This window comes from Salinactinospora qingdaonensis (assembly GCF_039539445.1).
Classification (GTDB): domain Bacteria; phylum Actinomycetota; class Actinomycetes; order Streptosporangiales; family Streptosporangiaceae; genus Salinactinospora; species Salinactinospora qingdaonensis.
In genome coordinates, this window is sequence record NZ_BAABDD010000007.1 from 1 (window position 1) to 26976 (window position 26976).

Genomic DNA, 26976 nt, shown 5'->3' on the forward strand with positions numbered 1-26976 from the left:
CGGATACCTCCCTCAGGCGGAAACCGCACCTGAGCCTGGACGACCAAGCGATGAGAAGAAACTGGTGGTGGAGGGTGGTCAACATTCATCCGTCGCCCAGTGGTCCACTTTCGGGCGACGTTGACACTCGGGGATGTGAGTGTCTTCTTGGAGTTGCTGGGTTTTGGAGCTGCCACCCACTGAGGCTGCCGAGATCGCGAAGCGATCGAGTGCACGAGCGGCGAAAGAGCCGCCGCGCCACCGCTGCTCCATGCCTTGAGCGGGCGGTACCGCCCTTGACGTTGGCCCGCTACAGTCCCCGAGCGGGGTGGCGCCGCCCTTGACGTTGGCCCGCTACCGTCCCCAGCACCACTTGGCGAAAGCGGAGAGAACACAGGCGGCGTCCCCGGCGTTCGCGGTAGTGCCCGTCGGCGAACGCCTACCTCTCGGCGGACGCCTGCCCGCCGGCCGGGCGTGACGTGGCGGTTCGCGCGTCACCCCGTTCCGCTGCGGCGCGCGTCGAGCGTGGAGTGGAGTTGGTAGCGGTCGGCGCGGTAGGTGGAGATCGCCAGTTCCACACAGGTGCCGTTGGCGTAGCTGCGCCGTTGTAGCAGCAGCACGGCGCTTCCGGCGGTCAGGCCGAGGTGTTTGGCGTCGGTGGCGTCGCACAGGCCGGCCTCGATGGTCTGTTCTCCGGAGTCGAGGAGCAGGTTGTACTCCTGTTCCAGTAGCCGGTAGAGCGAGCGCCCGGCCAGCGAGTGGCGGTCCAGTTCGGGGGCGAGGGCGAGGGGGATATTGGAGCGCTCGACCGCCATCGGCTCGCCGTCTGCGGTGCGTAGCCGTTCGAGGTGGTGGATCGGGTCGCCGGGGGCGACGCCGAGGACGCGGGCCAGGTGTCCGCTGGCCGGGGCGACGCGCCGCGCCAGGTCTTGGGAGCCTGGCTCGAAGCCGCGTGCCCGCATGTCCTCGGTGAACGAGGCCAGCCGCAGCGACATCTCGATTTTGGGGCGTGCGACGAAGGTGCCCTTTCCCGGGACCCGGTAGAGCTTTCCCTCGTCGACGAGCTGGTCAAGGGTTTGTCGCACGGTCATGCGCGATAGCCCGTAGGTGAGCCCGAGTTCCCGCTCGGAGGGTACGGCATCGTCGACCCCGAGCCGTGACTCCTCGATCCAGTCCAACAGGATCTCCCGGAGTTGGGCGTATTTCGGGACGGGGCTGCGGGGGTCGATCTCCATGAGGGGTGCCTGTTCGGTCGTGATGCGGTCAGATATGGTGCGTACTGGTATAGGCCGGACTAGACCATAGTAGTTCACGAGGTGTCAATCCGTGGCGTGCTCACCGCAGTCACCCCCGGTCAGGACACCTACGAGCGGCCGTGTGGATACCTTCTGCGGGTCCGCGTGCGTGACCCTGGCGGGCTCGGCACGGCCACGAGATAGGGCAGCGGGAGATAGAGAGCAGATGATGACGACCACGAGCACCATGCGATCGGAGATCGCCGAGCAGCCCACCGCGCTCCGCCGAACCCTGGACAGCCTCCTGCCTCGGGCGGGCGAGATCGCCGACCTCGCGCGGGGAACCAGCCAGGTGCTTTTCATCGCACGGGGCTCCTCTGACAACGCCGCCGTCTACGGCAGCTACCTGCTCCAGGCTCACGCCGGTCGGCTGGCCACGCTCGCCTCCCCTTCCATCGCCACCACCTATGGCGCCAAAGTCGACCTCAACGGTGTGCTCGCGGTCGCCATCTCCCAGTCGGGCCGCACTGAGGAGATCGTCGACACCCTGCGATGGGCCGCCGACTGTGGCGCTCGCACGGTCGGCGTCACTAACGGTGCCGGTTCCGCGCTAACCGAGATCGCCGACCTTTCCTTGGTCACTGAGGCGGGCAGCGAGTTCGCCGTTCCCGCCACCAAGACCTACACCACCCAACTGGCCGCGCTGGCGGTGCTCGCCCTCGGGCTGGGAGCCGATCTCGACGCCGGTGAGCTGCGCGGCGTTCCCGCGGCCATCGACGACGTGCTCGCGATGCCCGAAGATGGGGTCGACGCGATTGTGGAACGTCTGGTGGGCTGCCATGGCGCGGTCGTCTCCGGGCGCGGCATGGCCTTCTCCACGGCCTTGGAGGCGGCGTTGAAGCTTAAGGAGGCGTGCTACCTGCACGCTATGGGGCTGTCGTACGCTGACCTGCTGCACGGTCCCATCGCCGTCGTCGACGCCGAGACCCCGGCGATCCTGGTTGCTGCGAACTCCGGGCCGACCTTGGAGGGAACGGTGCGCCTGGCCGAGCGTGTCACTTCGGTGGGCACACCCGCTTATGCCATCGGCGGCGGTTCGGCGCTGGCCGGTGCCTGTGACCTGGCGGTGGCAACCCCCGACCTTCCCGAATGGCTGGCACCGTTCAGCTTGATCGTTCCAGCCCAGCTCATCACCGAAAAGCTTGCCCGGCGGCTGGGGTATGATCCCGACGCGCCCCGCGGCTTGGGCAAGGTCACCCAGACCGCGTGAGCCCCACCCACGCGCTGCTGTCCCGCCTCGGCGCGGAACGGCACGCGCCGCGGCAACCGGTGACGGAGAACTGTCCCGCTGTGACCGTGTAGCGATCCACGAAAACGGGCACAGTTGTCAATCCGGTTTGTTCTCCAGTGCAAGGAGCCATCTCATGGACCGGCCATGGGACGTGAACCCTTCGGCGCGATTCAAACGGCGGTTGGGTAAGACCGCCGCCGAGCTGGGCGATAGCCGTGTCGGCAAAGACTGCCCGGAGTTTTGGGAACTCGACGACGGCGATGTGGCGATCATCGGGCGCGACGCCACCGCACTACTGGCCGATCGGCTGCCGGTCGAGGTCAGCATGGCGGCCGATGAACGCATTGTGGTCGTTCCGGGAAACCAGTTTCGGTCCACTCTTCCGGATGTTGTCGATGAGTGAGCACATTTTCGATCGGGTTCGCCAAGCCCCGGGGGTGGTGCTCGATCGGCCCACCTACCACGCCGACAGCGACCGCGAGCAGGACAAGCTCGACGGCGGGGTGATCTGGAAGCTCGAACGCTCCCAGGTGTTCAACGAGGTCGGCGACGCCGCGTGGGACGCCTTCGTGGCCGGTGACTGGCCTCGTGTCATGGAGATTTTCGAGAGCGAGCGTGAGGCCATCGGCGAGGAGATCCGCGCCAACACCGAACAGGGGCTGGAGTTTCGGCGGTTGCGGGTCGTCGAGCATCCGCCGACGCCCTACCTACAGTGGGAGTCGCACAGCCACCGGATCTTCGTCGAGTGCGGCCACCAGATCCGGGCCCTCGACGCGGCAACGGTGGCCCCTCTCGAAACGAGGGCTGTGCTGCCCGAGCTGATGGTCTACGGTGACCGCGCCCTCTACCAGGTCCGCTACGACGGCGCGTGGACCCCCGTCGGCGCCAAGCGCGTCGACGACCCCGAACTCGTCTCCCAGACTGCCGAGGCCATCGCTGGCCTGTGGCAGGAAAGCGAACCGTTCCTGGACTATTTCCACCGCGAGATCGCCGAACGTCCGATTCCTAAGATCACGTAGCGGATGTGAGAAGTTAGGAAATGTGCGGACACGAAACGAGCGAGCGGCGGCCAGCACCCGGTATGTGATTGTCGTCCTGCTCATCGTGGTGGTGAGTGTGGTGCTGGTGGCCGCCTCACCGCTGGCGGTGGGGCTGCTTGGCGGCGCCCGTGACGAGTGGGAACGGTTGAGCTTCATCGGCCAGACCTACGGTGCGGTCTCAGCGCTCATAGCGATGTTCGCGCTCGTCGGGATCGTCCTCACTCTGATCTACCAGGCCAGGGAGACCAGGAGGGGGATCGAGGAAGCTCGGCGTCAGGCCATGAGTGAGCTGCTGCGCATGGCCATGGACGATCCCGATTTGGACGCTTGCTGGGGTCCCGTGCCCGAGCCGGACGACCCGAAGAGTCGAAAACAGCAGCTCTACACCAACATGATCGTTTCGCAGTGGGCCAGCGCGTTCGAGACCGGCGCGTTGCCGGAGGAACGGCTGCGCGCCGTGGCCGGGGAGATGTTCGAGGGCGAGATCGGTTACGCCTACTGGACCCAGGCCCGCGAGATGCGCTCCATGACCGAGGGAAGTAGGCGGGAGCGCCGGTTCGTCGCGATCCTCGACGAGGTGTATCGGAACACCCCGCCGCCACAGCCGCAGCGTGCCGCCGTTCCCCAGCACTCCAGGCCGCGCAGCCGAAGGACGTGGCGTTCCGCGCTGCTCGCGGGAGGCGGGATGGCCGCCGGCGCACTGGCCGCGGGAGCCGCCGTGTGGTGGAAACGCCGTAGCGGCCACCGGGCGCTGTTTTTCGGGAGGGGCGGCGCGAGCGGGCGAGCGCGTCCGCTGTCGCCACGCAGGCTGCCGAGATCGCGAAGCGATCGAGGCACGAGCGAACGACGAACACTCCCACGACCCTGCATCCCCAGCCGTTCGAAAAACAGAACCTAAGAGGTCGCGCGGATAGGTGGTGTGGGACCCTGGCGACAAGGCGGGCACAGATATTGGTGATCACGAAGTCGCGACGCTTTGTGATCACTGGGGGGACCTGTGTCCATGCTTCCATCATGGCTGACTGACCCGCTCTGGGATCAACTCGCGGCGTTCTTAAGCACCGGAGCGATTGCGTTCGACGACGCGCGGGCGGTTGGGCGTGCTGCTGGCGGAGTTGCGCGCCCAGCGTTCCTCCGGCCCGCGGGTAGCGAAACTGGCCGAGCGGGTCAGCACGCTGGATTGACCGCCAGGCGCGCGGAAGGCCCAACGCCCGTGGGGAATGCTCACCTACCGGCACTCTCCTCGAACCGCTTGGGACAACCCTTCACTGCCGAGGAGGTCAATCGGTTGGAAGCTCATGGTGAAAAGTCCGGGTCACCGGGGGCGGTGAGCCGTGGCGATGAGGGTGCCCAACAGGTCTGGTTGGGGAGCGGGTTCAACACGGGCCTCGATACCGGTGTAGCCGTGTTTTCGTAGGAGAGCGGCCCACCCTTCGGGCTCGTAGGCCCAGCGGTACACCCACACCTGCCGGCCGCGGAACCCGTCGGCGTACATGCCCTGCACTCCGTAGGCGCCGGGTACGGGCGGGGCGTGGGAGAACACCAGCCGCCCTCCTGGTATCAGCCGCTCGTGCACCAACGGCAACAGCACGTCGGGGTCGGTGAACCACAGTGCTCCCCAGATGGAGTAGATGGCGTCCCACTGCCGGGTGGCGTCGTTGAGGTAGGCCGTCGCCTCGGCTTGGACGAAGTGGGCGCCGGTCAGGTGGCCCCAGCGCGCGATGGCGTGCTCACACTGGAGCGGGGAGACGTCGATACCGGTGGCCTCGATTCCTTTGGTGGCCAGGGCGGCTACGGCGTTGCCACGCCCGAAGCCCAGTTCGAGGGTGGTGAGCGGGTCGCCGAGGAGTTCGTTGCCGGGCCCGTGGCCGGCGTACTGGCACCAGCCGAAGGCGTCCTTCAGCGCCTCTTCCCGGGTTTCCTCGGCGATGCCGGCGGCGTAGCGGTCCCAGTAGCCGGCGATGCCGGAGGTGTCGGTGGGCTCACTCATGCGCGTGGGGTCCTTGGGATGAGGGGACAGGACCCTGCTCACGCTAGGTGTTTCCTCCTGCGATTACCGGGAGTACACGAAGAGAAGGGCCACTTCTGTCAGGGGTGCCCGCGCGCCCGACAACCGCGTCTCCGACCGTGTCATGCGTAACGCCGGGATGGTGGAGGAGGGTCGCATCAGGCGCCACCTGTGGGTTGATGGTGGCTGGCGCGACTCCGTCGTCCATTCCGTCCTTGACGACGAATGGCGGGAGGTCCGCGCGTCGCGTTCCTGAGCGGTGTGCCCGTCCGCGTCGCCATGGGGACGCGGACGGGCCGGCGCTCCTTTTCAGGTGGTGGGCCAGGCGCTGTGTTCGAGGTCGTAGGCGAGGTAGAACCACACGTGGCGGTGGTTGGACCAGCCGTTGTCGCCCCAGGCGGTGGAGAGGGCGTCGACGAGGAGCAGCCCGCGCCCGGACTCGGACTGGGGGTCGTAGCCGGCCGGGTCGGGGGAGAGGTGGCGCCGTTCGGCGGTGACCCGGAAACGGTCCGTGCCGAGGTCGCCGTCGTCGCGGCAGGTGAGGCGCAACCCGGTGGGGAAACGCTCCGCGAGCAGGGTGTAGACACCGTCGGGTGTGCCGGAACGGGTGTGCCGCAGGGCGTTGGTGGCGAGTTCGCTGCCCAGGAGGGTGAACAGGTAGCGGTACTCGCGGCCTTGGTCGGCTGCGCAGGTGTCCAGGAAGGCCCGTACCAGCGGCATCATGGCGGCCTCGCCGCAGAAGTCGAAACGGCGCCGCTTGTAGTTGGGGCACTCGGGCCGACCGCTGAAGTAGTGCCGGTACGGCGGCGGCACGAACCGGCTGAGCGGAACGGTTACTTCGGGCAACGGTGCGACTGTGGACAGTGATGGCATGAGAGCGCTCCTTACCGCAGAACAGAACGGACAAAAGGGGGTACCGCGCCCGCTGATCGGTCCGTTCGTCGGACATGGCGGCAAGGGCGCAGTAGCGTACAGGTCGATGACCAAGCGTGGTCATCTCGCTACTTCTATAGTATTCTCAGATTCCCAGTTGACAAGAGGAAAACTCAGATTCCCATTAGCTCGTCAGGGTGGTCATATGGAGAGCCAGAGCCCCAACATCCGACGTCGCCGTCTTGGACGGGTCCTCCGTGGGCTGCGCGAGGACGCCGGGATGACGCTGGAGGACGCGGCCAAGGCCGCCAAGGTTCCCCGCGCCACCCTTGGGCGTATCGAGACCGCCGACGCCCGGCGCCTCCGCCGCAGCGACCTCGACTCGCTCGCCGACCTCTACAAGGTGGACAGCCAGACCCGAGAGGCGATGCACCAGCTCGCCCAGCAGTCCAAGGAGCGCGGCTGGTGGTCCAACTACCGGGATGTCTTCGGCGGGCAGGCGCTCCCGGACTGGGAGGCTGAAGCGTCCATGATCCGCACCTTTGAAGGGCTGACCGTCCCAGGGCTGTTCCAGACTCCCGAATACGCCGCTGCCGTGTTCCGGGCTGGACGCGCTGTCGAAGAGGAAGGGGTGCAGCGTCAGGTTGAGGCCCGTATGCGGCGCCGTGAGATCTTCAACCGGATCAAGCCGCCGCACATGACAGCGGTCATCGACGAGGGAGCGCTGCGTCGCCTTATCGGGGGAGCCGAGGTGATGCGCGAACAACTCGCGCATCTGATGAATCTGGCGCTGCGCCATCACATCGATATCCAGGTGCTTCCCTACGCCGCCGGGGCTCATCTCGCCCTGGCGGGACCGTTCAGAATTCTCGACTTCCCCGATCCCAAGGATCAGCCGATCGTTCATGTCGAGACTGCCGCGGATAGCTTGTTCCTGGAGCGGCCGGAGGAAATCGACCGCTATAGCGTGGCATTCGGCAATGTCCAGAGTGTGGCGTTGTCCACCGCGCTGTCCGCTGAGTTCATCGAGAACATCGAGCGATCCCTAGGAAGTACGGAATGAGCATTCACCTGGAGTTTCACAAGAGCAGTTACAGCGCTCAGGGCCAAGCCTGCGTCGAAGTGGCCCATGTCCCCGCTGGCTTCCGCACGAGCAGCCACAGCGCCCAAAACCAGAACTGCGTCGAGGTCGCCGATCTCCCCTGCGGCGCGGCCGTGCGGGACTCCAAGCGTCCCGATGCCGGGCACCTCGCCTTCGCCTGGGCCGAGTGGAGTGCTTTCATCGCTAATGTCCGAAATGGGGAGTTGTGACCATTTTTTCGGTCTGACGAATAAAAGACTTTCACCGTCCGGCTTCTTGCCTTTCCGTTAGGATCGCCGCAGATCCCGAGATTTCGGCTCCCCCGGCCGATAAAGCACGACAGGCAAACGGAGCGGGCGCATGCTCGAAGGTCGGTGGACGACCGTCACCGAATCCGAGTTCGACCACGAGCGCCGGGGCCTGGAGGCCATTCGCACGAAACTGCCGAACAACGGCGTGTGGCGGGCGTGGTCGAACTTCACCTTCACCGCCAACACCGGCCACGTGCGCGAGGTCGACCTGCTGGTGATCTCTCCCGGCGGCGTCCACATGATCGAGCTGAAGGACTGGCACGGCAGCGTCACCTCCGACAACGGCACGTGGGTGCAGACCACCCCGCCCGGTCACCGCATCCCCTACAACAACCCCCTGCACCTGGTCACCAAGAAGTCGCGGGAACTGGCCGGCCTGCTCAAGCAGAACGGCGCGAACCCGTGGGTCTCGGCGTCGGTGTGCTTCACCGACTCCGCGTTGAAGGTGAGCCTGCCGCCCAACGACCAGAACGGTGTCTACACGGTCGCCGAACTCGTGGAGATGCTGAAGCGGCCCCCGCGCGACGAGCGGCGCCGCATCGACGGTCCCTACGGCAACAAGATCGCCTCGGCGCTGAAGCGGGTCGGCATCCGCCGCAGCGACGCCGAGTACAAGGTCGGCCCGTACCTGCTGGAACGCACCGCTCTGGACACCGGCCCAACCTGGGCCGACTACCGCGCCCGGCACACCGAACTGGCCGAGACGGTGCGCGTCCGGGTCTACCTGCGCGAGCGCGGTGCGGACAGCACGCTGCGCGCCTCGGTGGACAGCGCCGCCCGGCGCGAGGCCGACGTCCTGCGCCGCTTCCCCCACCCCGGTGTGGTCCAGCTCAAGCAGTACCACCCCTCTGGCCACAAGGTCGGCCCGACGCTGATCTTCGACTACCATCCGCACGCGCTGCGCCTGGACCACTACCTCGCCCAGTACGGCGACAAGCTCGACATCCTCGGCCGCGTGGCGCTGGTGCGCCAGCTCGCCGAGACGGTGCGTTCGGCCCATTCCAGCCGTATCCACCACCGTGCGCTGGCGGCCCGCTCGATTCACGTGTTCCCCCGGCACCGCGACCGCGAGGGCCGCACCGTCGGCGAGGAGGCGGCCTGGCTCGCGCCGCATCTACAGATCTCCGATTGGCAGATCGCCATGCGCCGCGCCGACGCCCCCCAGACCTCCGGCGCGCAGCGCTACGCCCCCACGGCCCTGTCGGTGACCCACATCGCCGACGACGCCGACGCCTACATGGCCCCCGAGTTGACCGCGAAACACCCCGACCCGGTCGCTCTCGACGTGTACGGGCTGGGCGTGCTCACCTACCTGCTGGTGACCGGCACGGCCCCGGCCACCAGTCAGGCCGAGCTGATGTCCATCCTGAAGTCGGAGGAGAACGGGCTGCGCCCCAGCGCGCTGGTGGACGGCCTCTCGGAGGACATCGACGATCTGGTGCGGGCCGCCACCGCCCACGAGCCGCAGCGGCGCCTGGCCACGGTCGACGAGTTCTTGGAGATGCTGGAGCTCGCCGAGGACACGCTCACCGCCCCCGCCGAGCCTGCACCGCAGCGGGAGGAGGAGAGCGAGAAGGACCCGCTGGAGGCGGTCGCGGGCGACGTGCTGGCCGGACGCTGGGAGGTGCGGCGCCGGCTGGGCACCGGCTCGACCAGCCGCGCCTTCCTCGTGCGCGACCTGCACGCCGACCTGAAGACGCGCGGCGCCCGCGCCTTCGCCGTGCTCAAGGTGGCCCTGTCGGACAGCCGCGCCGAGCTGCTGACCCGCGAGGCCGAGGTCATGAACGGGCTGCGTCCCGACTCGCGCATCATCCAACTGGTCGAACCGGAGCCGCTGTCCATCGGCGGGCGCACCGTGCTGGCCCTGGAGTACGTGGGCGACGAGCGCGACGCGGCGCAGCAGGCCGATCCCGCCGCCGGCTCCTCGCGCCACCGTCAGGAGACCGTGGCCCGCCAGGTGCGCGAGAACGGCCGCCTCCAGGTGGACCAACTGGAAGCCTACGGTGACTACCTGTTCGGCGCGGTCGACTTCCTGGAGGGCGAGGGAACGTGGCACCGCGACCTCAAGCCCGACAACATCGCTATCCGGGTGCGCCCCAACCGCACCCGCGAACTGGTGTTGATCGACTTCTCCCTGGCCGGCTATCCGGCGCAGGACATCACCGTCGGTACAGAGGGGTACCTTGACCCGTTCCTGGGCCACGTGACGGGCCGGGTCTACGACGCCCACGCCGAGCGCTACGCTCTCGCCGTCTCGCTGCACGAAATGGCGGCAGGTGAATTGCCGGTTTGGTCTGACGGCAAGGTGGCCCCGCAGCAGACCGACCCCGAGCAGTGGCCCTACCCCACGATCGCCGCCGACGCCTTCGACCCCGCCATCCGAGACGGGCTCGTCGCCTTCTTCCGCAAGGCGCTGCACCGCGACACCACCCAGCGCTTCGGCGACCTCAAGCCGATGCGCGACGCCTGGCGCCGGATCTTCCTGGACGCGGAACGGACCGTGCCCTCCGGGGGACGCATCACCCGCCACCCCGCCCCCGCCGCCGAGCAGGGCGAGACCGGCGGCGAAAGCGCCGAGGCCGCCCCGGCGATCGCCGAGGCCGAACCGCTCTCCGCCGAGCAGGAGCGCGAGCGGCTCGCCGCCTGCGCCGACCGCGACACCCACCTCTCCGCGGCGGGACTCACCCCGGCCGCCGAATCGTTCCTGTACGGGCTGGGCATCACCACCGTCGGCGAGCTACTCGACTACAGCCAGCGCAACCTGGTCAACGCCCCCGGGCTGGGCGCCAAAACCCGCAGCGAGATCCAGCGCCGCCAACGCGAGTGGGGCGAGCGGCTGCGCGAGGCGCCCGTCTCCCCACTCACCCCCACGGGACGCCGCGACGCCAAAGTGGAACTGGCGGAGCACAGCAAAGTCGAGTCCGCCCTCGCCGACAGTGTCGCCACTGGCGACAGCGCCGACACTCTCCCCGGCAGCGCCCTACGTGCAGTCAGCCTCGACGCGCTGGCCACGGTCCTCGTGCCCGAGCTGAAACGCAACGGCGACAACCGCAGCGAGGTCGAGATGGTGCGGCTACTGCTGCGCCTGCCCGACGAGCGCGGCGAGCTGCCCGACATCGGCGTGTGGCCCAAGCAGAAGGACGTGGCCGCCGCCTTGGGGCTCAGCGTCGGCCGCATCCCGCACCTGCTCAAGAAGCAGCGGACCCGGTGGCGCAAGCACCCCGCCATGCGGGAGCTGCGCGAGGAGATCCTGGAACTGCTCGCGGAGTTCGGCCGGGTCGCCTCCGCCGCCGAGATCGCCGACGCGCTCGTCGTGCGACGCGGTACCCGGCTTCCCGAGCGGCCCCAGCGCCGGGCGCTCGCCCTGGCCGCCGTCCGCGCGGTGGTGGAGATCGAGCAGCTTGACCCCGAGAAAAGCGAGTTCCGCCACGCACCCAACCGCGAGGCCACCGACGAGGCCACGGGCGCCGGGCTGCTGGCGCTGGAGGTCGGCGACGACGACGCCCCCGACACCCCCTCCGCGCCCGGCCTGCTCGACTACGCCCAGCGGCTGGGCCGCGTGGCCGACAGGCTCGCCAAGCTCGACACCCTGCCCACCGCGACCACCGTCCTCGGGGAGCTGGGCGCGCTCACCCCACCGGCCGGGGCCGTCGAGTGGGACGAGCGCCGCATGGTGAAGCTGGCAGCCGCCGCGTCCCGCAACGCCGCCGCCACCCCGCGCCTGGAGATCTACCCCCGTGACCTGCCGCTGGTGCGGGCGCTGCGGCTCACCCAGGCGGGCCTGGTGCGGCTCATCCCCGACGTCGCCCACGAACGCCAGCCCGGCCTCACCCCCGCCGAGATCCACGAGCGGGTGCTCGCCCGCTTCCCGGCGCTGGCCGACAGCGAGGGCGGGCAGGGGCTGCCCACGGGCGGGCCGCTCACCACGGCGCTGCGCCAGGCCGGGTTCGACCTCACGCTGGCCACCCGCGAAGACACGGGGACGCTGCGCTACCTGCCCGCACGCGAGGAGACCGCCTCCAGCTACCTCTCGGTGAGCACCCGGCGGCGCAGCACCAGCCGCGGCGTGTTCACCCGCTACGCCGACGATCCGCAGATCGCGGGCGCGGTGCGAGCCGAAGAGCGGTTGACCGCCTCGGCCCGGCGCGATGGCTTCCGGGTGCTGACCGTGCGCACCGGCGCCAGCGCGCGGGCCGCCGCCGAACTGAGCGACCCCGGTGGCAGGTTCGCCGCCGAGCGGGTCTCGGTCACCGAACTGTTCCTGGAAGCCATGCACGGGCTGGTGCAACCGGGCCAGAAACCGACCTGGGAGACCATCCTGCGCGCCGACGCCGCCGAGCCCGGCACGAAGGCGGCGCTGCGGCTGGCCGAGTACACGCGCACGGCCTGGGGGCAGGTCGAGCCGCGGCTGCGGTCCCTGCTGGCCCGCGACGCCGGAGCAGGGCCGGTGCTGCTGAGCGACGCCGGAGTGTTCGCCCGCTACGACGCCATGACGACGTTGGGCCGGCTCGCCGACCAGGCCCGCCACGGCGGGCGCGGCCTGTGGCTGCTGTGCCCGCAGAGCGACCCCGCCCGCGAGCCGCGACTGGGCCACGTCGCCGTGCCCTACCAGGCCGGGTTGGGCGAATGGGTCGAGCTGCCGGAGGCGTGGGTGACCAACACCCACCGCTCCGGCGTGTAGCGGCGGCCGGCGCCGAGGGCACACGCCCCCGGGCACTCCCCGGACACATCGCGGACATATCGCGTGAAGGCCAGAGCGGCCACGCGGAGATCAGAGGACAACGTAACGAGGGAGGGCCGCATGATCGACCGCGCGGCACTGTTGGCGGATCTCAAACCCCAGGTCAAGCGAGTGGAGACCGATCTGGCCGCGCAGGTGCGCAAGCTGTCCGAGGTCGGCACCCGGCTGCGCGGGGAGTACGACCGGGCTTACAAGCTGGGCCGCACCGCCGCCACGTGGAACAGTTGGCTCGACGAGCGGGTCACCCAGGCCGCGGCGGCGTGGGTGCTGGGCACCGTGTTCGTCCGCTTCTCCGAGGACAACCACCTCATCCCCGAGCCCTATCTCACCGGCCCCACGGCCGAGCGCCGCGACCTGGCCCAAGCCCGGTATGAGGCGTACGTGGACCGCGACCCCGACCCCACCTACCGCGGCTGGCTGGAACACGCCTTCGCCGACCTGGGAGCGGGACAGGTGAACAAGCTGCTGTTCCACCCCGACCACAACCCGCTGTTCCAGATCCCGCTGAGCCATGACGGCGCCCGCGAACTCGTCGAGTTCTGGCGCGAACGCGACGAGGACGGGGAACTCGTCCATGACTTCACCGACCCGCTGCGGGAAGGCGGGACGGAAGGGTGGGACACCCGGTTTTTGGGCGACCTTTACCAGGATCTCTCTGAGGACGCGCAGAAGACCTATGCGCTGTTGCAGACTCCGGAGTTCGTCGAGGAGTTCATCCTCGACCGGACCATGGACCCGGCGGTGCGCGAGTTCGGCTACGAAGAGCTGCGCATGATCGACCCCACCTGCGGCTCGGGACACTTCGTGCTGGGTGCCTTCCGGCGGCTGGTGAAGCTGTGGGGAGAGCGTCAGCCGGGACGGGAGCTGCACGAACGGGTACGGGGGGCGCTGAACTCGGTCCACGGGGTGGACGTCAACCCCTTCGCCGTGGAGATCGCCCGCTTCCGCCTCCTGGTCGCGGCCATGGCGGCGGCCAACATCCACACCCTGGCCGAGGCGGGAAAGTACGAATGGCCCATCCATCTGGCAGTGGGCGACTCGCTGATCAAAGCCCGGCAGCTCGAACTCCCCATGGAAGGCGAGGAGTCCGGCGACGAACTGGCCGAATTCTCCTACGCCACGGAGGACGTACACGAGTATCCAGGCATTCTTGAGCCGAGAAGCTACCACGTGGTGGTGGGAAACCCGCCCTACATCACGGTGAAGGACAGGAAGCTCAACAAGCTGTACCGGGAGCTGTACAGCGCCTGCTCGGGCACGTATGCGCTTTCGGTGCCCTTCGCGCAACGGTTCTTCGAGCTGGCCACACGCGGTGACGATGACGGGAACGGATACGGCCGGGTCGGCCAGATCACCGCGAACTCCTTCATGAAACGCGAGTTCGGCGCGAAGCTGATCGAGGAGTACTTCGCCCACCACGTGGAACTCACCGAGGTCATTGACACCTCGGGAGCCTACATCCCCGGGCACGGGACGCCGACGGTCATCCTCGTCGGCATACCGCGAGATGGAAAGAAGCGCTCGGCCACCATCCGCACCGTACGTAGCGTCCAAGGAGAACCCGCCGCACCGGAGAACCCCGAAGAGGGGTTGGTGTGGTCGGCTATTCTGAAACAAGTCGACCAGCCTAGTTCACTAAGTAAATGGGTCTCAGTAGGCGACCTGGAGCGTGAGCGCTACTTTGGCAGGCAGCCATGGATTCTTGTTGATGGTGGCTTGGAGATAGTTGAGGAAATCAATTTCTTGGTTGATTCTCGACTGGGGGAGATAAGTAGTTCAATTGGGCGCTACGCACACACTGGCGCGGATTCTGTTTATTTATCTTCGGTGGGAGGGTGGAATAGGTATGGCGTAGAAAGTTCGCATGTAGTTTCTTTGGTGGAGGGTGACGTTGTTCGTGACTGGGTTATAGCTGCCACTGCTGAATCTATTTTTCCTTATGCAGATGATCTGAAGGCTGAACTTGCGCCAGATCTGGAGCCCTTGTTGTGGTGCTATCGCTCTTTGCTGCGAGAGCGACGCGAACCTGGAGGTAAGCATGAAGAAATCGGATTGACATGGTATGAGTGGAGTCGCTGGCATCCTGAGCGATTTTCTGTTCCCTTTGGGGTTTCGCTGGCTGAGGTGGCTACACATAATCATTTTGTGTTAGATCGAGGGGGTAAGGTTTTTAAGCAAACTGCTCCCGTGATTAAACTAAAAGAGGAGTCAAATAAAGAGAATTATTTACGACTTCTTGGGGTTCTCAATAGCTCCACGGCCTGCTTCTGGCTCAAAATGAACTGTCACAATAAAGGTGGAAGTGGATTGGGGAGAGGCTTTCAAGACGAACAGTGGGAGAACCGCTATCAATTCAATGGTGCTAACGTCGAACGTTACCCTCTCCCCGCCTCCTATCCCACCTCCCTCGCCACTGAGCTTGATTCCCTTGCGCAGGAACTCTCCGCTACAACCCCCTCTGCCATCGCACAGTCCACCACCCCCACCGCCGCTGCCCTCCGCGACGCCAAGGAGAAATGGGAATCCACCCGTGCGCGGATGATCGCGCTGCAAGAAGAGTTGGACTGGCAGGTCTACGGCATCTACAACCTGCTTCCTGAGGGTTGGTCCTCCGAGGATCTGCTCCTCCCGGACTCGGTGGAGGTGCCGGAACTCGCGCTTGGCGAGCGTGCGTTCGAGATCGTGTTGGCTCGCCAGGTCGCCGAGGGGGAGGCTTCGGGGGAGTGGTTCACGCGGCACGGCTCCACCCCGATCACGGAGTTCCCGTCCCACTGGCCGGAGTCCTACCGGGAGCTCGTGCGAAAGCGGATCGAGGTCATCGAGTCGTCCCGCGCCATCGGCATGGTGGAGCGGCCCGAGTACAAGCGCCGCTGGGCCACCGAGGGCTGGGAGGCGATGCGGCAGAAGGCGCTGCGTTCCTGGCTGCTGGACCGGATGGAAGCCCGTGAGCACTGGTACGACGAGAACGGGATGCCCGGCCTGGTGTCGCTGGCGCGGCTCACCGACATGCTCTCCCGCGACGAGGACTTCGTCTCCGTCGCCGGGATCTACGCCCCCCGCACCGACCTGAGCGCCGTGGTCGCCGAGCTGATCACCGAGGAGCACGTCCCCTTCCTGTCCGCGCTGCGCTACAAGCCCTCCGGGTTGAAGAAGCGCGCCGACTGGGAGGAGGTCTGGTACCTCCAGCGCAAGGAGGACGCCGCCCCCGACGAGCCCGCCAAGCGCAAGATCCGCGACTCCATCCCGGTTCCCCCCAAGTACACGTCGGCTGACTTCCTGCGCTCCTCCTACTGGCGGGCGCGCGGGAAGCTGGACGTGCCCAAGGAACGGTTCATCTCCTACGGCTCGGTCAACACCGCCACCCCCGACCTGTACGGCTGGGCGGGCTGGGACCACCGGGAGCAGGCGCAGGCGCTGGCCACCTACTTCACCAACCAGCCCCTCTCAACCGAGGAGATCACCCCGTTCCTGGCCGGGCTGCTGGAGCTCCAGCCGTGGCTGGAGCAGTGGCACGGCGAGTTCGACATGAACTACAGCGGCTCCCCGGCCGCCTTCTTCGCCGGCTACCGCCAGCAGATGCAGGGCGAGCACGGCCTGACCGACGACGACTTGCGGGCCTGGCGCCCGGCCGCCGCCGGCCGCGGGCGCCGCCCCACGAAGAAGTAGTCCTAGGTTCTGTTTTTTGCAAAGGGCAGCCAGGGCCGACAGTGGGCGCACGCGGGCGAGTGTGTCCGTGCCGCCCACACGGGCGAGCGCGCCCACCGTCGCCCACGCGGGCGAGTGTGTCCGTGCCGCCCACGCGGGCGAGTGTGTTCGTGCCGCCCACCCGGGCTGCCGAGATCGCGAAGCGATCGAGGCACGAGCGGACGACGAACACCCCCATAGCCCCGTACCCCAACCGTTCGAAAAACAGAACCTAACCCCGAAGCGAAAACCCACCATCAGGAGCAGCGGAACAGAAGGAGAGCGAGACACCCCCCATGGCACAGCAGCCCCTGCTCCGGGACCTCATCGACATCAAAGAGTCCATCTCCACCTCCGACTTCGTGCTCAGCCTGACCGAGGCGGTCACCCCCGAGGGCGCCGAGCACGCGCTGCGGGACTACGTGGTCACCGAGCGGCTGCGGGAGAACTTCGACGAGGCGCTCGGCCTGATCAAGTCCGCCGTGGACGGCCACACCTCGAAGGCGGCCTACCTGCACGGCTCGTTCGGTTCCGGTAAGTCGCACTTCATGGCGGTGCTGCACGCGCTGCTGTCCGGCGCTCCGGCCGCGCGCTCCCGCGCCGACTTCGACCCCGTGCTCGCCAAGCACGAGTGGCTGGCCACCGACGGCCGCAGGTTCCTGCTGGTGCCCTACCACATGCTCGGCGCCAAGTCGCTGGAGCAGCGGGTGCTGGGCGGCTACGTCGACTACGTGAGCAGGCTGCACCCGCAGGCGCCGCCGCCCTCGCGGGTGTACCGCAGCGACGCGCTGTTCGCCGACCTGGGCGCCATGCGCGAGCGGATGGGCGACGACGCGGTCATCGCCGGTCTGCGCTCCGACGGCGAGGCCGAGGAGGACGAGTGGGGCGACGCGTTCGCCTGGACCTCCGCACTGCTCGACACGGCGATGGGCGCGCCCGAGGCCCACGAGGACGGGCAGCCGAACCTGGTGAACCCCTCCACCCCCACCGAGCTGCGCGCCAAGCTGGTGCAAGACGCCAGCACCAACCTGTTCCCCGGCTTCGCCCGCGGCGCCGCCGAGGACGAGCACGGGTTCATCTCGCTGGACGCCGGGCTGTCGGTGATCGCCGAGCACGCCGAGTCGCTGGGCTACGACGGGCTGATCCTGTTCCTGGACGAGCTGATCCTGTGGCTGGCCTCGCTCATCCACGACCAGAAGCTCGTCTCCCGCGAAGCCGGCAAGATCACCAACTTCGTGGAAGGCGGCGACGCCCGCCGCGCCATCCCCGTCGTCTCCTTCATCGCCCGCCAGCGCGATCTGCGCGAACTCGTCGGCGATGAGGTCTCCGGCGCGGCGGAGGTCTCCATCCAGGACACGCTCAACCTGGCCTCGGGCCGGTTCGACAAGATCACCCTGGAGGACCGCAACCTCCCCCAGATCGCCCACGCCCGGCTACTGCAACCCAAGAGCGAGGAGGCCGCCGCCCGGATCGACGCGGCCTTCGAGCAGACCAAGAAAGTCGGCCCGCAGGTGTGGGACACCCTGCTGGGCTCGGACCAGGGCACCACCGGCGCCGACGAAGAGTCGTTCAGGCTGACCTACCCTTTCTCGCCGGCCTTCATGGACACCCTGGTGCACATCTCCTCGGCGTTGCAGCGCTCCCGCACCGGGCTGAAACTCATGGGCCAGCTCCTCGCCCAGCGCCGCGACGACCTGCGGTTGGGCCAGTTGGTGCCGGTGGGCGACCTGTACCCGCTGATCGCCGACGGCGGCGACAAACCCTTCACCGACCAGTTGAAGGTCGTCTTCGACGCCGCCGACAAGCTGTACCGCAACAAGCTGCGGCCCTACCTGCTGGAGAGCTACAACCTCACCGAGGACGAGGTCGAGCAGTACCAGCGTCGCCCCGACAGCGTCACCGACCCCCAGCTCGCCCAGCGCTGCCAGGGCTTCCTCGGCGACCACCGCCTGGTGTGCACGCTGCTGCTGTCGGCGCTGGCGCCCAGCGTGCCCGCGCTGCACGACCTGACGATCCGCCGGCTCGGCGCGCTCAACCACGGCTCGGTGACCGCGCCCATCCCCGGCTCCGAGGTCGGCATCATCAAAAGCAAGGTCGCCGAGTGGGCCTCCCGCTTCCCCGAGATCAAAGAGACCGGCACCGAGGCCAACCCCGGGGTGCGGCTGGAGCTGTCCGGCGTCGACGTCGACTCGGTCGTGCAGAACGCGGCGGTCAACAACAACGCCGGCAACCGGATGGCGCTGGTCAAACGCCTGCTCGCCGAGGAGTTGGACGTGCAGCGCGCCGACGGGCGGCTGGGCGCCGACGAGCTGCACTTCGTGTGGCGCGGCTCCACCCGCACCGCCGAGGTGATCTTCGGCAACATCGCCGACGACGGGGAGCTGCCCGACCACGATCTCCAGCCCCAACTGGACAGCCGGTGGCGCATCGTCGTCGACCTGCCCTACGACGAGGGCGAGTTCCGCCCCGTTGACGACGTCAACCGGCTACAGCAGTTACGGGAGCGCCAAGGCGAGCACCCCCGCACCCTCGCCTGGGTGCCCACCCACCTCTCCGCCCAGCGGCTGGCCGACTTCCACCGGCTCGTCATCATCGACAAGGCACTCGCCGACGACAACCGCTTCGCCACCCAGTACGCCGCCCACCTCAACGCCGACAGCCGCGAGCGCGCCAAGGGGCTGCTGCAAACCCAGCGCGACTCGCTAACCAAACAGGTCAAGAACGCCTTCAAGCAGGCGTACGGGCTGGCGGACAAAAAGCCCACCGACGTCCAACTCGACTTCGACGAGCACGTCGTGCCGCTGCCCGACATGGACCGTCCCAAGCTCTCCTTCGGCCAGTCCATGCGCGGCGCCGTCCGCCACCTGGCGGGCACGCTGCTGGCCCACCAGTTCCCCGACCACCCCGACCTCGACCCCGACGGCACCGGCGCGGCGGTGCGCCAAGCCGAGGCCCGCACCGTCTTCACCCACGTGCAGGCCGCCGCCGAGGCGCGCGACCGGCGCGTCGAGGTCCCCGCCAAGGACCGCGCCCTCATGCGGCGCATCGCCGGGCCGCTCGGGCTGGGCCAGCAGAAGGAAGCCTACTTCGAGCTGTCCGACCGTTGGGCAGACCACTTCCGCACCCAGGCCCGCGGTGAAGGCGTCACCGGCGATCTGAGCTTGACCCGACTGACCGACTGGACCGACCTGCCTCGGCCGCGCGGGCTGGAGCCGTTCCTGGCCACTCTGGTCGTGGCCTCCTTCGCCGAGATGGACGACCGGGTGTGGGTGCGCGGCGGGGTGGTGCTGGACCCGCCGCCCGAGCTGGCCCGGATCAAACCCGGCGACGCGCTGCGCAGCCAGCCCCTGCCCGCCGACGACGACTGGGAGCAGGCCCGGCAGCGGTTCGCGGCGATCTTCGGCCAGACCGCGCCCACGCTGCGGCGCGGCCGGATGGTAACCCACGTCGCCGGCCAGATCGTCGAGGCCGCCCGCCACTACACCGAACCGGCCGCCGAACTGGTGCGCCAACTGGAGGCCCACGCCGACTTCCTCGGCCTGGACGAGACCGACGAGTCCGGGCGGCTGGCGCTGGCCCGGCGTTCGCGGGAGTTGCTCGCCGCGCTGACCGACGGCGGCCACGGCGCGGCCGGCAGCGGCGCGGCGAAGAGAACCATCGAGACTCTGGCCCGCTTCGACCTCGGCCCGGCCAGCGCCGAACGCCACGGCGCCTCCGTCAAGCAGGCCCAGCGGGTCGCCCACGCGCTGGCCACCGCCTCCTGGGACACATTGGAGCTGGCCCAGGGGCAGGGCGCTGAGGGGCAGGCGTTGTTGGAGTCGCTGCGCGGCAGCGCGCGCGCCGACCAGATCACCGCCGACCTCGCCGCGGCGCTGGACGACACCCGCACCCAGGTGACCGCGCTCATCAAGCGCAACCAGGCCGCCGCTGTCGCGCCCCCCACCCCCTCGCCCGGTCCGGGAGCCGACAAGGTCGACCTGACCACGCCGTCGAGCACGCCGAACGTGTCCGACACGGTCGCCGACCCGCCGGCCGCCGGAACCGGCGCCGCCACCGGCCAGCCACGTCGTGCCGGCCGGGCGACGACCACGGCCAAGAACGCCGCCGAGCAGCTCCGCAGCGAGCTGGAGGCGCTGGCGGCCAGCACCCCTGAGGCCACCATCGAAATCACTTGGCAGGTTGTGGACTCATGAGCACAGCTACCTCCGCCGCCACCGGGGCGATGCGGCTGACCGCCGCCACCCTCACCCAATACCTGTCCACCCAGTCGTCGCTACGCGAGGCCCTGGCCGGTGACGGCCCCCGCGCCGTGGTGCTGCTGCGCGCCGCCCCCCAGTGGGACGGCCCGGCCGAGACGACCGCGGGCGAGGGGCGGCGCGCCCGCGTCGCCGCCGCCCCCTCAGCGCTGGCCGTGCACGAACTGGTGCTGGACCACCTGGCCCACACCGGTCGCCCCCGGCTGCTGGTCGTGCTCACCGACCGCGAGGAGACCGAACTCGACCCGGCCATCCTCGCCCGCGTGCACAAGCAGCGCATCGACACCGTCGACAACTGGAACCTCGTGCGGGAAGCCTTCAGCGCCGAACTCGTCGACCCGCGGCTCAAAGCCGACAACTGGGCCGCCGAAGCCCTGCTGGAGGCCACCCCACCCGGCGGCTGGCCCCGCCTGCCCGGCGGGCCGCTGTCGCGCCCGGCCGCACTGTCGGCGCTGGCGCTGCGCCGGCTGGGCCTGGGCCGCTACGCCGACCCCGAGCACACCGCCGACTACCCTGACGGCCGCGACGGCGCCGACCGCCTCGACCCGCCCACTCTGCTGCGATGGTCGCTCACCCCGGGCGGCCCGCAGCGGCTGCTGGCCCTGCGCGAGGTGGAGCGCCGCGGTCTGGCCGCCTTCCTCAGCGAAACCGAGCAGGCCGGCGCCGCCGGCGAGATCCTGCTCGCGCTCGTGGCCGCCGGCCACGGCGCCGAGGCGGTGCCCTTCGGGCTGGTGTGCGCCGCCCTGTGGGGACAGCTCGCCCCCGACGCCGCGACCTACCAGGCGCGCGGACGCGCCGAACAGTGGCTCGGCGACCCCCCGCCCGCCGCCGGCGAGGCGCTGGACGAGCGGCTGGCCGCCTTCGGGCGGGCCTGCGCCGACCATGTCGGCACACTGTTGGCGGCCGGGCGCGACACCAGCGACGGCGAGGCCGGCGACGCCGCCGAGACGGCCCGGCAAGCGCGCCGGATCACCGACCCGGTGTTGGACACCGCCGGCCAGTTGGTGCGCCAGTTCGGCGCCGAAAACGCCGCCGCTGCCAGCCCGATCCTGCGCGAAGGGCTCGACGCGCGCTTCACCGCCGCCGGCCAGGCGCTATCTGGCGGCGACCCCAAGACGAGCGCGCGGGCCGTGGCCGAGTTGGGCACGCACCTGCTGGCCGAGGAGCCCGACACCCGCGTGCGCGTCGAACGCGCCCGCATGGGCCAGCGCCTCGCCCAATGGTTGGCCACCGACCCCGCCACCGAGGCCGAGACGGTGGCCGCCGCCGTGCAGCGCCACATCGGCGACACCGGGTGGGTCGACCGCGCCCTGGACCACATCGAGGCCGGCGGCGACCCCAACCCCCAGCTCAAGGCCGCCTATGATGCGCTGGGCGAGCGGGTGCGCGAACAGCGCCGCGCCATCGACCGCTCCTTCGCCGACCGGCTCGCCGTATGGACCACGGCCGGCACCGAGCCCGGCTCCATGCTGACCGTGGAGTCCTTCCTGCCGCGGGTGGTCAAACCCGCGCTAGCCTCCGGCCGCCGCATCCTGTTGCTGCTGTTGGACGGGATGAGCGCGCCCATCGCCGCCGAGCTGGGCGAGGAGCTACGCCGACGCTGGGCCGAATACGACCCGCTGCCCGAAGGCACCGCCGCCCCGCCGCGGCGGCGCGGCATGGCCGCCGCCCTGCCCACCCTGACCGCGGTCTCGCGCACCTCGCTGTTCGCGGCGACACTGACACGCGGCACTCAGGCCGACGAGAAGCGGCTGTTTCCCAACCACCGGTTCTGGCGCAAGCCAGGCTCCGCCGCAGTGTTCCACAAGGACGACCTGCGCGGCGACACTCCCGGCGACACCTTCGGCGAGGAGCTGACCCACGCCCTCACCGAGGGAGACGGTCACGTCGCCGTGGTGCTCAACACCATCGACGACCGGCTCGGCAAAGAGCACAAACTCGGCGACGGCGCGTGGCGCGTCGACGAAATCGGCCACCTGCGCGAACTGCTGCGCACGGCCGCCACCGAGGGCATGGCCGTGATCCTCACCAGCGACCACGGCCACATCGTCGACCGCCACGGCGCCAAGGTCGACGGGCACGACGTCGCCTCCGCGCGGCACCGCGCCCCCGGCGGGCCCACCACCGGCCCCGAGGTCGCCCTCTCCGGTCCGCGCGTGGTCGCCCCCGAGCCCGGCGGTGCCATCGTCGCCCTGTGGGACGCCGACTCCCGCTACACCTCCCAGCAGGCCGGCTACCACGGCGGCGCCTCGCTCGCCGAGTTCGCCATCCCCGTGCTCGCGCTGCTGCCCTTCGGCGCCACCCCGCCCAAAGGGTGGCGCGAACTGGGCGACCAGCGCCCCGCCTGGTGGCACCTGGAGACACGCCAAGACAGGCCCGCCCCGGCATCCGCGCAGCAGCCACCCCAGCCCCAGCCCGAGCCCAACCGGCCGGCTCGCCAAACCCAAGACGCCAAACGGCGCGCCGAGATCGAGCAGACCCACGACGCGCTCTTCGACGTGCCCGCCCAGCCGCCGGCCGAAGCGGTCGAGGCCGCAGACGCCCAGCAGGCCGACGCGCCCGAGGGCGGGCTCGTCGAGCACCTCCTCGCCACCGAAACCTTCCAGGGCCAGGTGGGGCTGCTGGCCCGCAAACCCCCCATGGACAAGGTCGAAAACGCGATCCGGGTGCTGCTGGAGACCGGCACCATCCCCGCCACAGCTTTGGCCCAGCGCGTCGGCCACCCGACCAGCCGCGCCGACGGGTTCGCCGCCGTGCTGCGCCAACTACTCAACTACGACGGCGTCCAAGTCCTGGAGACGCTGCCCGATGGGCGCACCCTGCGGCTGAACACTGCGCTGCTGCGGGACCAGTTCGAGCTGGGGATAGGAGACTGACGGCCGTGTCCACCGCCGGAACCAACCGCCCCACCCAGGTCAGCGCCGCGCGTCGGCGCGGCGTGCTCGACGCGCTACGCCGCGGCGCCGTCCCCGAGAACGGCCTCGACCTGCTCGCCACCGGCCTGGAGCGCTTCGAGCCCGCCCTCGACACCGACCTGGACACCGTCGCCGCCGGCGGGTCGGTGTTCAAAGCGGTGCGCGGCGAATACGGCTCCGGCAAAACGTTCTTCACCCGGTGGCTGGCCGAACGCGCCAAACGGCGCAACATCGCCACCTGCGAAGTGCAGATCTCCGAGACCGAGACCCCGCTGCACAAGCTGGAGACCGTCTACCGCCGCCTCACCGAACGCCTAGCCACCGCCAGCTTCCCGCCCAGCGCGCTGCGGCCGGTAGTCGACGCCTGGTTCTACGCCCTGGAAGAGGACGCCCTCGCCGACGGGGCGAGCGAGGAGGAGCTGCCCACCGCCGTGGAGAAACTGCTCACGGCCCGGCTCGCCGAAGTGTCGCGGCACGCGCCCTCGTTCGCCACCGCCCTGCGCGGCTACCGCTCCGCGCTGGCCGCCGGGGACGAAGCCACCGCCGCCGCGGTGCTGGCCTGGCTCGGCGGCCAGCCCCACATCGCCGCCGCGCGCCGCGCCGCCGGCGTGCGCGGCGACCTCGACCACTTCGGCGCGCTCGGGTTCCTGCAAGGGCTGCTGACCGTGCTGCGCGACAGCGGCCACCCCGGCCTGCTCGTCGTGCTCGACGAGGTCGAAACCCTCCAGCGGATGCGCTCCGACGCCCGCGACAAAGCCCTCAACGCGCTGCGCCAACTCATCGACGAAGTCCACTCGGGCCGCTTCCCCGGCCTGTTCCTAGCGATCACCGGCACGCCGGCCTTCTACGACGGCCAGCAAGGCATCCAACGCCTCCCGCCGCTGGCCCAACGGCTGGCCACCGACTTCACCACCGACCCGCGCTTCGACAACCCGTGCGCCGTGCAACTGCGGCTGCCCGGCTTCACCCAGGAGTCACTGGTGGAGCTGGGAAGGACCATCCGCGACCTCTACGCCCGCAGCGCCGAGGCGCCCGACCGGGTCACGGGCCTGGCCGACGACGCCTACGTCGCCGACCTGGCGCACGCCGTCGGCGGGGCGCTGGGCGGAAAGGTCGGAGTGGCGCCCCGGCTGTTTTTGAAAAAACTCATCGGCGACGTCCTCGACCGCATCGACCAGTTCCCCGACTTCGACCCGCGGCAGCACTACACGCTCACCACCGCCGAGGGCGAGCTCACCGACGTCGAGCGCAACGCGGCCGTCTCGGCCGACGACGTCGAATTGGAACTGTGATGGCCGACCCCGCCGAGCCCCACGACGGCGCCGCCCCGAGCCACAAAGCAGAGGACACAGCCGCCGCCGGGGGCGCCGACCCCGGCGGCGCCGGTTTCCCCGCCGTCGACGTGGTCGACCGGCTCGATCCCGTCATAGCCCACCACATCGTCAACACCCTCCACTGGAACGACCTGCGCCCGTTGCAGCGCGCGGCCATCCCACCGCTGCTGGACGGCGACGACGCCGTACTGCTGGCCCCCACCGCCGGCGGCAAGACCGAGGCCGCCTGCTTCCCGCTGCTGTCGGCCATGGCCCAGCAGGGCGGGAACGGCGCCGCCGTGCTCTACCTGTGCCCCCTCAAGGCGCTACTCAACAACCTGCTCCCCCGCATCGACACCTACACCCGCTGGATCGGACGCCGAGCCGACATCTGGCACGGCGACACCGGCCAGGCACGACGCCGACGCATCCGCACCGACCCGCCCGACATTCTCCTCACCACCCCTGAATCACTCGAAGCGATCCTGATCAGCGCCAAAACCGACCACGCCCACCTGCTAGGGCAGGTCCGCGCCGTCGTCGTCGACGAAATCCACGCCTTCGCCGGCGACGACCGCGGATGGCACCTGCTGGCCGTTTTAGAACGGCTGGAACGCCTCACCGGGCGCCGCCTCCAACGCATCGGCCTGTCGGCGACCGTAGGCAACCCCCACGACCTGCTCACGTGGCTGCAAGGAGCCGGCGCCGCGCAGCGCAGCGGCCACGTGGTGGCCCCCGAGCCCGCCCCCGCCGTGCCCGGCGGCTCCCGCCCAGCCGGCGAGGTGGAACTCGACTACGTCGGCTCGGTCGACAACGCCGCGAAACTCATCGCGACCCTGCACCGCGGCGAGAAACGACTCGTGTTCTGCGACTCCCGCCGGCAGGTGGAGGAGCTGGGCGCGGCCCTGCGCGCCCGCCAGGTCAACGCGTTCCTCTCCCACGCCTCCCTGTCCGCCGAGGAGCGCGCCCGCTCCGAACAGGCCTTCGCCGACGCCCGCGACTGCGTCATCGTCGCCACCTCCACCCTCGAACTCGGCATCGACGTCGGCGACCTCGACCGGGTGATCCAGCTCGACGCCCCCCGCACCGTCGCGTCGTTCCTCCAGCGCATCGGCCGCACCGGGCGGCGCTCGGGAAGCGTGCGCAACTGCCTGTTCCTCGCCACGCAGCGCGACACCCTGCTCCAGGCCGCCGGCCTGCTCCTGCTGTGGGGCCGCGGCTGGGTCGAGCCGGTGACCCCGCCGCCCGAGCCGCGCCACCTCGTCGCCCAACAACTGCTCGCCCTCACCCTCCAACAGCACCGCATCGGCGACCAGCTATGGCCCCACGAGTGGAACGGGCTCGCGCCCTTCGACCGCTCAGCCGCCCCCATCGTGGACCACATGGTCGAGCAAGGCTTCCTCGACCGCGACGGCGGGACACTGTTCGTCGGCCCCGAGGCCGAACAGCGCTTCGGCCACCGCCACTTCAGCGGACTCACCGCCTCCTTCACCGCGCCGCCGCAGTTCACCGTGCTGGCCGGGCGCCAAGAGATCGGCAGAACCGACCCCTCGGTGCTCACCGAAGAACGCCCCGGCCCGCGGCTACTCCTTCTCGGCGGACGCAGTTGGCGGGTGACCGGCATCGACTGGAACCGACGCCGGGCCTTCGTCGAACCCGCGGCCGGCGGCGGCGTGGCCAAGTGGAACGCCGGCAGCATCGCCGGACTCTCCCACCCCCTCACCCGCGCCATGCGCGAGGTGCTGCTCGGCGCCGACCCACCGGTTGCGCTCACCCGCCGCGCCCGCAGCGCGCTGACCGAGTGGCGCCGCGACGAGGCCCCCGGCCTGGTGCACCCCGGCGGGACACTGGTGAGCCGCACCGGCGGGGAGGTGCGGTGGTGGACCTGGGCCGGCTACCGCGCCAACGCAACCCTCATCGCCACCCTGCCCTCGGTCGCCGACCCGGTGCAGCGGCCCACCGACCTCTCGCTGCGGCTACGCGAAGACCTGACCCCAGCCGCCTGGCGTGAGGCCCGCGCCGGCACCGACAACGGCGAGGTCCTGGTGCTGCCGGAGGTGGACCACCGGGCCGTGCACGGGCTGAAGTTCGCCGCCGTCCTGCCGGAAAGACTGGCGGAGGCCACGCTCGCCGCCCGCCTCGCCGACCTCGACGGCGCGCGCGCCGCCCTCACCGAACCGGTGCGCCTCCAGCTCACCGAGACCCCGGACACACCCGGATGACCAGGGGCCGTTTAGCTGCCCGGTCAA

At 69.6% G+C, this 26976-nt stretch carries 15 protein-coding genes; 12 read left to right on the forward strand and 3 right to left on the reverse strand.

The annotated features are described in order from the left end of the window. Window positions 1-473: 473 nt before the first annotated feature. Window positions 474-1214 carry a GntR family transcriptional regulator gene (locus tag ABD848_RS09230; protein WP_344969710.1) on the reverse strand — a complete coding sequence of 247 codons (741 nt, stop codon included), beginning with the start codon at window positions 1212-1214 and terminating at the stop codon, window positions 474-476. Window positions 1215-1443: 229 nt separating this feature from the next. Here ABD848_RS09230 and ABD848_RS09235 point away from each other — a divergent pair, with 229 nt between their 5' ends. From ABD848_RS09235 to ABD848_RS09250, 4 genes are all read left to right on the forward strand, one after another. Further along, entirely contained in the window at window positions 1444-2484 is a 1041-nt protein-coding gene (locus tag ABD848_RS09235; protein WP_425567481.1) for an SIS domain-containing protein, read from the forward strand. 154 nt (window positions 2485-2638) lie between these two features. After that, the gene (locus tag ABD848_RS09240) at window positions 2639-2908 is read left to right on the forward strand and encodes a hypothetical protein (RefSeq protein WP_344969717.1); all 270 of its coding nucleotides are present in this window, start codon (window positions 2639-2641) and stop codon (window positions 2906-2908) included. Continuing rightward, window positions 2901-3524, forward strand: a complete 624-nt coding sequence (locus tag ABD848_RS09245; RefSeq protein WP_344969720.1) for a DUF6879 family protein — start codon at window positions 2901-2903, stop codon at window positions 3522-3524. The genes ABD848_RS09240 and ABD848_RS09245 overlap by 8 nt, the downstream gene beginning before the upstream one ends. Before the next feature lie 22 nt (window positions 3525-3546). Next, on the forward strand, window positions 3547-4443 hold the full coding sequence (locus tag ABD848_RS09250; RefSeq protein ID WP_344969723.1) for a DUF6082 family protein: 897 nt from the start codon (window positions 3547-3549) through the stop codon (window positions 4441-4443). A 417-nt stretch (window positions 4444-4860) separates the two neighbouring features. On the opposite strand, the gene ABD848_RS09255 is transcribed toward ABD848_RS09250, so the two are convergent. Together ABD848_RS09255 and ABD848_RS09260 are read right to left on the reverse strand one after the other, a co-directional pair. Then, window positions 4861-5535, reverse strand: a complete 675-nt coding sequence (locus ABD848_RS09255; RefSeq protein WP_344969725.1) for a class I SAM-dependent methyltransferase — start codon at window positions 5533-5535, stop codon at window positions 4861-4863. 327 nt (window positions 5536-5862) lie between these two features. Further along, window positions 5863-6426 carry an ATP-binding protein gene (locus ABD848_RS09260; RefSeq protein WP_344969726.1) on the reverse strand — a complete coding sequence of 188 codons (564 nt, stop codon included), beginning with the start codon at window positions 6424-6426 and terminating at the stop codon, window positions 5863-5865. A 205-nt stretch (window positions 6427-6631) separates the two neighbouring features. Here ABD848_RS09260 and ABD848_RS09265 point away from each other — a divergent pair, with 205 nt between their 5' ends. The 8 genes from ABD848_RS09265 (at window position 6632) to ABD848_RS09300 (ending at window position 26949) form a co-directional block, all read left to right on the forward strand. Beyond that, window positions 6632-7489 (forward strand): helix-turn-helix domain-containing protein, encoded by an 858-nt coding sequence (locus ABD848_RS09265; RefSeq protein WP_344969728.1) that lies wholly within the window; start codon window positions 6632-6634, stop codon window positions 7487-7489. Then, window positions 7486-7737, forward strand: coding sequence for a DUF397 domain-containing protein (locus ABD848_RS09270; protein WP_344969731.1), 252 nt, complete (start codon window positions 7486-7488; stop codon window positions 7735-7737). Before ABD848_RS09265 ends, ABD848_RS09270 begins: the two co-directional genes overlap by 4 nt. A 130-nt stretch (window positions 7738-7867) precedes the next feature. Next, window positions 7868-12499, forward strand: a complete 4632-nt coding sequence (gene pglW, locus ABD848_RS09275) for a BREX system serine/threonine kinase PglW (protein WP_344969733.1) — start codon at window positions 7868-7870, stop codon at window positions 12497-12499. Between the two features lie 120 nt (window positions 12500-12619). Then, window positions 12620-16225 (forward strand): BREX-2 system adenine-specific DNA-methyltransferase PglX, encoded by a 3606-nt coding sequence (pglX, locus tag ABD848_RS09280; protein WP_344969736.1) that lies wholly within the window; start codon window positions 12620-12622, stop codon window positions 16223-16225. 314 nt (window positions 16226-16539) lie between these two features. Beyond that, on the forward strand, window positions 16540-20436 hold the full coding sequence (pglY, locus tag ABD848_RS09285; RefSeq protein WP_344969738.1) for a BREX-2 system ATPase PglY: 3897 nt from the start codon (window positions 16540-16542) through the stop codon (window positions 20434-20436). Then, complete coding sequence (gene pglZ / locus ABD848_RS09290) at window positions 20433-23375, forward strand: BREX-2 system phosphatase PglZ (RefSeq protein ID WP_344969741.1); 2943 nt, start codon at window positions 20433-20435, stop codon at window positions 23373-23375. The genes pglY and pglZ overlap by 4 nt, the downstream gene beginning before the upstream one ends. Before the next feature lie 5 nt (window positions 23376-23380). Next, window positions 23381-24706, forward strand: a complete 1326-nt coding sequence (gene brxD / locus ABD848_RS09295) for a BREX system ATP-binding protein BrxD (protein WP_344969744.1) — start codon at window positions 23381-23383, stop codon at window positions 24704-24706. Beyond that, a complete protein-coding gene (locus ABD848_RS09300; RefSeq protein ID WP_344969747.1) occupies window positions 24706-26949 on the forward strand; it encodes a DEAD/DEAH box helicase in 2244 nt (747 codons plus the stop codon). Before brxD ends, ABD848_RS09300 begins: the two co-directional genes overlap by 1 nt. The last annotated feature ends 27 nt before the right edge of the window (window positions 26950-26976 follow it).